The 6,214-nt window shown below is 60.8% G+C and carries 5 protein-coding genes and 4 pseudogenes; 5 read left to right on the top strand and 4 right to left on the bottom strand.

Annotated elements, in window-relative coordinates:
* Positions 1-536, bottom strand: a pseudogene (locus AB4Z16_RS27860) (hypothetical protein); the annotation flags it as partial.
* A gap of 843 nt (positions 537-1,379) precedes the next feature.
* Between AB4Z16_RS27860 and AB4Z16_RS27855 the strand changes: the two are divergent.
* Positions 1,380-1,637 carry a hypothetical protein gene (locus tag AB4Z16_RS27855; RefSeq protein WP_441514552.1) on the top strand — a complete coding sequence of 86 codons (258 nt, stop codon included), beginning with the start codon at positions 1,380-1,382 and terminating at the stop codon, positions 1,635-1,637.
* 216 nt (positions 1,638-1,853) lie between these two features.
* Here AB4Z16_RS27855 and AB4Z16_RS27850 read toward each other — a convergent pair whose 3' ends face one another.
* Entirely contained in the window at positions 1,854-2,075 is a 222-nt protein-coding gene (locus AB4Z16_RS27850) for a hypothetical protein (protein WP_441514551.1), read from the bottom strand.
* A gap of 244 nt (positions 2,076-2,319) precedes the next feature.
* On the opposite strand from AB4Z16_RS27850, the gene AB4Z16_RS27845 reads away from it, so the two are divergent.
* Positions 2,320-2,631 carry a DUF1236 domain-containing protein gene (locus tag AB4Z16_RS27845; RefSeq protein ID WP_441514550.1) on the top strand — a complete coding sequence of 104 codons (312 nt, stop codon included), beginning with the start codon at positions 2,320-2,322 and terminating at the stop codon, positions 2,629-2,631.
* A 404-nt stretch (positions 2,632-3,035) separates the two neighbouring features.
* On the opposite strand, the pseudogene AB4Z16_RS27840 reads toward AB4Z16_RS27845, so the two are convergent.
* Positions 3,036-3,596 (bottom strand): annotated as a pseudogene (locus AB4Z16_RS27840) (IS630 family transposase); the annotation flags it as partial.
* A gap of 814 nt (positions 3,597-4,410) precedes the next feature.
* Here AB4Z16_RS27840 and AB4Z16_RS27835 point away from each other — a divergent pair.
* From AB4Z16_RS27835 to AB4Z16_RS27825, 3 genes and pseudogenes are all read left to right on the top strand, one after another.
* Positions 4,411-4,609, top strand: a pseudogene (locus AB4Z16_RS27835) (ATP-binding cassette domain-containing protein); the annotation flags it as partial.
* A 466-nt stretch (positions 4,610-5,075) separates the two neighbouring features.
* The gene (locus AB4Z16_RS27830) at positions 5,076-5,513 is read left to right on the top strand and encodes a Ros/MucR family transcriptional regulator (RefSeq protein ID WP_441514549.1); all 438 of its coding nucleotides are present in this window, start codon (positions 5,076-5,078) and stop codon (positions 5,511-5,513) included.
* A 19-nt stretch (positions 5,514-5,532) separates the two neighbouring features.
* Positions 5,533-5,805, top strand: coding sequence for an HU family DNA-binding protein (locus tag AB4Z16_RS27825; RefSeq protein WP_441514548.1), 273 nt, complete (start codon positions 5,533-5,535; stop codon positions 5,803-5,805).
* Between the two features lie 285 nt (positions 5,806-6,090).
* Here AB4Z16_RS27825 and AB4Z16_RS27820 read toward each other — a convergent pair.
* Positions 6,091-6,214 (bottom strand): annotated as a pseudogene (locus tag AB4Z16_RS27820) (IS30 family transposase); the annotation flags it as partial.

Here is a 6,214-nt window from a genome sequence, read left to right as displayed (position 1 = left end):
CACAAAAGGCCGCAGGCCAGTACGCCGGGGCGGGTCATCAATTCCGTACGTGATGATCGGCTTTGGCGGGGTGTCTCCCACGGCCCGGCTTCGTCCAGCACCGGCGTATCGATAACACGCCAGCGGAACGCGGGAACATAGCTCCCCTTTGCCACCTGAATAACCACCGGATCGCATTTTCCATCGAGAAGGTAATATCTTTCCAGCGCGCGCCGCAGGCGACCGGCCTCGATCCGCACCACCGGATCGTTCATGGCGTCAAAATCCGCTCCCCGACCAAATACCTCATTCGCAATCGTGAAGGCCTTTAATCGCTTTTCTTGCCCCGAAAGCTTTTCTTCGACAATGTACTGTAGAAAGTGTTTTACACGCGCAGGAACATTGAAATCTGCACTTCCCACGATCCGCGCGAGCTCTGACCTTACCGCTTCCCCCGCTGGTTCGGTCAAAGTACCAAAGCAATTCGACGCTTGCACGGTGACCCCCTGTGCGAACGCAAATACGAAACCTGCTTCTTTCCTACGATAGAACCGCATCGCTCAGTGGCAACAAGTAATCGTGGTGAGAACAGCAGCCTGACACCAGGGACAATATCGCGAACCCCAACGCGTAGTTAGCCTGTACGGGGGATTTCGGCAGGCGCCATGACGCCAGAGCAAAAAGCAGGCCTGGCACGATTGATGCCCCGCTGGCCTCACGGGAAGATCCAACTCAGGCTTGCTGCCGGCGGCCGATTTTTTTTGGTCTCATCAGCCAGGGACCGCCGCAGTTGCCATTGCGGAAGACTATCATCCTGGAGCTTGAGCAGGAAATTGTCGCCGCGTTGCCGGCAGCTGGGAGATGATCGACGCCCGAGCCACACACGCCCTGGGAGGGGAAAGACGGCAGCTCGGCGCCACGCATTCGGGGGGAGCGCTACCAACACGCGGATGATCTCTGCGTCGAGCAGCTGCAATCGGCGGAGGCACCGGCCACGGATTTGGCGTCTTGGCTGTTCGCCTGGGCTTCCGGCGCGAGGACCATGAGGGCCTGGCAAGTAACCTCATTAGCGTCGGCGAAGAGGCCGCGCAGCGCTTGCCGCGTTTTCGGGTTCATCGCGATGTTCGCTTGCCCTCAAACAAAGGAACGCGCCGGCTGGGGGAGAACCGACGCGGCTCCGGTGATCGAGACGCTCAAACAATCACCGCCGCAATCCGAGAGAGGCTGGGGCCACCGATGAGGAGTTCATCGGCTACGAACGCGGCAGGGGAAGAACAGGACCTTGAGCGCAAGATTCCTAAAGGTGACGCAGAAGATGCCGAGCCATTGGGACGCTAAACGTCGCTTGCTCTAGCCCGGACTCGGGCGCGTACTGCTAAGGCAGTTGGCGGGGGCCGGCGATGTATACCGGGAAAGGCCTGCTTGTCCTGCGGGACGGCCGGACGCTCCCGCTCACCTACCAATTTGGCAGCAACTCCGACGACACCCGCGCCGGGTACCTTTTCTGCGATCTCTCCGATGCCGATCCGGCCGCTCTGTTCTACAGACTCCGTGTGGTCTGCGACGACGGCACAGATCTCGTCGTTGCAGTCGCGCATTCCAGCGACCGCTACCTTGCTGTCATCGGGCGGGTGTCTCCGCCACCCGATCCGCTATAAGAAAAAGGGAGCCGGCGGCTGGGGGCCGACTCCCTTCGATGGCTCTTTGGCAGGGGAACCATCTCCACTGACCGCTCAAGTGGATTTACCGGGAACGATCACTCGACAGTCTGGTTCCGCTGCACCTGTCAATAAATTTAGATCAAGGGCCGTTCGCCTCGAATGACCTCCGCATCATGAAAAAGGCCCCGGCAGCCGAAGCCAGCGAAGCCGAGCTCATGCTGCAGCAGATCGTCGGTAGCGCTCGACGGCCCGGCTCGTCAGGTCCTGTTCATCTCCGGCGACGGCCACCAGCGCAGACACGATGTAAGCCAGCCTACTGCGTTCTCGCTCTTCAAACGCAGGGGGAATACTCGATTTGATTTCGCCCCACGCAGCCTCCAGCGCCGCGTCAGCCCGAGCGAGATCAGTGGGGTCACTCAGCGACGAAAAAGGCATGTCTCCCTCCCTCCAAAAAGGACACCTGCGAAGGCAAATTTAGGAAGGGTTGCAACGATCTCAACGTCATTTGACATGCCCGACCTCCGCGCACCATCCGCGGTGACATCTTGCGGGAGGGGTACTCGAGCTCGGCGCCATGCCGCAGTACGCCCCCTGTGCGAGGCCGGCAGCCAATCATGGAACAAGCGCGCTCCATCGGTGTTTGCGAAACCGGCGGGGGATCTGAAAGAGGAGAATCTCGATGCGCTATCCAGTCCTGATCTCTCTGGTTGCAGCACTGACCTGCTCCGCGGCAATCGCGCAGACATCGACTACAACCACCACCATCACCACGGATCAGCAAAGCAAGGTCCGGACCTATATCATGAAGGAACACCCCGCTTCCGTGAAAGTGACCGAGTCGGTTGCTGTCGGCGCCGCCCTACCGTCATCGGTGACCTTGCACACGTTGCCTTCTGATGTTGGCGTCACGCAGTACCGCTTCGCTGTGGTCAACGATAAGACGGTTCTGGTTGAGCCGAGCTCCCGCAAGATCGTTCAGATCATCGAGTGATCTCTGCATAGCAAAATGGCCCGGCCCCCTTTCGGAGACCGGGCCAACTTAAGTGGAGACGCAGCCGACGGACGATGCCGATGTCGCTTCTCTGCGTTTCTGGTCAGAATCCGCCGAATGAAAAATTGTGATCTGACGGTACTATTGTGATGCGGTGTCGGGCTTGACGGGCCAGGTTAGCTGGGGCGCGGTCGCTTCGAACTCTTCGACCGCCTGTTCAACGACGCAACTATGAACACCCTGTTGCCAAAGCGACGCGGCTATATAGGCAAGCCGCTCCCGTTCGCCTGGCGCTTTCAATGGATCGGATCCGTGCCGGTCAACGACCATCGCCCAGGCTCTATCCAGCGATCGTTGAAGAATATCCAGCTCTTCCGGCGACGCGAAACTAGAGCGTTTCCGGCTTAATCCGGGTCATATCCCGCCGCTCTGAAGTAGTTTGCGCATTCGTTCGGCGAGAAGAGGTCGACGATTGCTCCAACAGCTCCCCAGAGGGCGGGGATGGTGCGTTCGGCCTTGGCCCGCAGCAGGGATTTGAGCTTGGCGAATGCGTTCTCGATCGGATTGAAGTCCGGGCTGTAGGGCGGCAGGAACGAGAGCGTGGCAACGGCGCGTTCGATCGCCTCGCGGACACCGGCAGGCTTGTGCGCCGGGAGATTGTCCATGACGACGATATCGCCCGGCTCCAGCGTCGGAACCAGGACTTGCTCGATATAGGCCAGGAAGACCGTGCCGTTCATGGCACCGTCGTAGACAAACGGCGCCGTCATGCCGCCGAGGCGCAGCGCTCCGGCAAAGGTCGTGGTCTTCCAATGTCCGTGCGGGATGCCGGCCCGGCAACGCTCACCGCGAGGGGCACGGCCTCGCAAACGGGCCATCTTGGTCGACAGGCCGGTCTCGTCGATGAAGACGAGGCGCCGCGGGTCGAGATCGGGCTGGGCCTCGAACCAGTCCCGGCGCCGCTTACGTCACGGCGGCTTAAAGCCGGTCCGCCCGCGCGTCGAGTGGCGGTTCTCGACCACGCGATCCAGCCGTTCGTTAATGCTGCCGACGTCGCTTTGGCACATCGCGGACAAGGTCGAGCACCTGCCCGACCTTGTTCGCGCAGGCTCGCCTTGCTGACATAGTGCTCATTGACATGCACTCGGGTTCCGCAGTCCTGTGCCCCATAGCGTTCTGCAGAGCTGCTACCTGACTTGCCATCGACAACAAGCGAATAGCCGAGCGCAACCAGCGCCCGCTGAATGGCGGTCGTGTCCATGAAATGCTCCGGATGCGACGGGAACCACACCCAACGAGGTGGGGTTAAGCTGAAGATGGCTTGATCTCCGCGGAGGTCCCCATGCTGATCCCGGTGAAGCTAATCGCGACGCTGCTGATTGCAGCCACAGTGTGTCTCGTGACGCTGGCCATTTCGACCGGAACGAACCGGCACTGGCCTCGCTAGGCCCATCCTTCGTGCGAGCCTCGCAGTGCCCGCGAAGGCCACCGGTGGCGCCAGCGTCGGTCGAATCGGCGATGCCCTTTGGCGGGGAGCGGCTTGCTTGGCCGGTGGTGACCTTGGCATTGCCATAGAAGGCCGGCTGCAGCCCAACCGAGCCAACCCAAGCCTGCCCGATCTGCTTCACCTTTGCCACGCGGCTGCCCCAGCCGCGCCAGAAGGTGCCCCATGTCAAGGCAAGGTGCCGGCCGATCATCAGCGCTGGTCGTGGTCCTGACGAGTGGGCGGTCTCGCTCACGGCTTTCCTGCGCCAGTTGCGGCGGCGGCGAGATCCGCATCACCATGTCTCGAAGAGCGTTGGGCCATTGAAAGTGCTCGATGATGTCAGCCTGGCGCTGAAGCCTGGCAGCGTCACCGCCATCATCGGCCAGTCGGGGTCCGGCAAGTCCACCCTGCTGCGCGATCAATCATCTGGAGCGCGTCGATGAGGGCTTCATCGCCATCGATGGAGAACTGATCGGCTACCGGCAGGATGGGGGATAGTGGGGGGTACGATTGCGCTCTGACTAGGATAGTAAGGCCGCAGCCAAATGTCCGGCTCGAAGCTCACACTAAGACCCTCGCCGACCTGGAAGCTCTGTTGGCCACAGCAAGCACCGAGCAAGCCAAGTATCTCCCAAGTCATTAGAAGCCAGCACGGCTAGAGTTGGAAGCTCGCCTAACGCCAAAATAGCGCAGGGAATACAATCACAATCGCCAACACGGCGATGATCAGCGTTCTCGCCCAGACGGCTCGCGACCGGCTCGAAAAGATCCAGGGCCCCTGCATGAACAATCACCAAAGCCGCACCACATAGACGCATTGAACCGGGCAATATGGCGGAGGCAACTCGATCGTCGTGGAGAAGCTGCCTTGTTTCCCTCATTCAACAGGCATAAGCCGTCCATAGGTTGTTGATTCCTAGCCTTCCGATTGCCGCACATATTGATCCAGGAGAAGACAGTGGCAGAAGAAACCGAAAACCTCATCGGCCTCGTTGCGGATATCGTCTCAGCTTATGTTTCGAATAACAGCGTCCCGGCGGGTGAGCTCCCGGCATTGATCGCTACGACCCATGCGGCGATCGCGGGTCTTGGTTCGGAGCCGCTGGCGCCCGTTGAGGAGAAGCCGACGCCGGCGATTTCGATCAAGAAATCCATTACGCCGGATTTCCTGATCTGCCTCGAGGACGGCAAGAAGTTCAAATCGCTCAAGCGCCACCTGCGCACGGCCTACGACATGTCGCCCGAGGACTATCGGGCGCGTTGGGGCTTGCCGCCTGACTACCCGATGGTCGCACCCGCGTATGCTGAGGCCCGCTCGACGCTGGCCAAGAAGATGGGCCTGGGACAGCAGCGGCGGAAAACGCCTGCGCGGGGCAAGACCGCCAAAGCCAGCTGACATCAGAGAGGACGATTTCATGACCAAGAACGAACTGATTGCCGCGATTGCTGAAGACGCGTCCAAGTCCAAGGCCGACGTATCGGCCGTTCTCGCTGCGCTGGCTGGTGTGGTCTCGACGACGCTGAAGTCGGGCGGCGACGTGACGCTCGGCGGCGTCGGCAAGTTGTCGTCCGCTAAACGCGATGCACGCCAAGCGCGCAACCCCTCGACCGGCGCCATGATCGACGTGGCCGCCAAGACCGTTGTGAAGTTCAAGGTTTCCAAGGACCTCGCTGATACGGTCGCCTGAAGCTTATTGTACGAGGGTGAGAAGGAGGCTTCGCGATCTCGTTAGCGAAGCTTCGCCTGCTCCGGGCTTCCCCGCTAACGTAGCAATCCCTCCGCCTCCAACTCTTCCCAGCCTTCAGACTCGAGCGAGAGCTTGGCGTCGGGCGCAGTGGCAGGCATTTTCGATTTGGCAGAGTTAGTGCTGCTTTAGCCGCCGCGCGACGACGGTTGTCGATGCCCTCGGCTTCGCCGGGCAGCACTGGCAAATCGGCAATCCTGGCCAAGCGCGACTTGCGGCTGTGTGATCCTATCCGACCGCCCGCATCTGGGCGAGGAGCTTCTGCCGGAAGACTTCCGCCGGGGTTTTGTAGCCCGGGTTACTTTCGCGGTGTTGTGTTCAAGCGCTCGCAGATGTCCTTCAGCTCCTGGTC

Origin of the sequence: Allobosea sp. TAF32 (genome assembly GCF_052113585.1) — a bacterium.
Taxonomy (GTDB): Bacteria; Pseudomonadota; Alphaproteobacteria; order Rhizobiales; family Beijerinckiaceae; genus Allobosea.
This window is presented reverse-complemented; position numbering and strand designations above follow the sequence as displayed.

What these genes read in the sequence shown, in the direction of transcription:
- AB4Z16_RS27825 (WP_441514548.1), top strand. Translation starts at nt 5,533, where the DNA reads ATGACCAAGAACGAACTGATTGCCGCGATTGCTGAAGACGCGTCCAAG.
- AB4Z16_RS27850 (WP_441514551.1), bottom strand. Translation starts at nt 2,075, where the DNA reads ATGCCTTTTTCGTCGCTGAGTGACCCCACTGATCTCGCTCGGGCTGAC.
- AB4Z16_RS27845 (WP_441514550.1), top strand. Translation starts at nt 2,320, where the DNA reads ATGCGCTATCCAGTCCTGATCTCTCTGGTTGCAGCACTGACCTGCTCC.
- AB4Z16_RS27855 (WP_441514552.1), top strand. Translation starts at nt 1,380, where the DNA reads ATGTATACCGGGAAAGGCCTGCTTGTCCTGCGGGACGGCCGGACGCTC.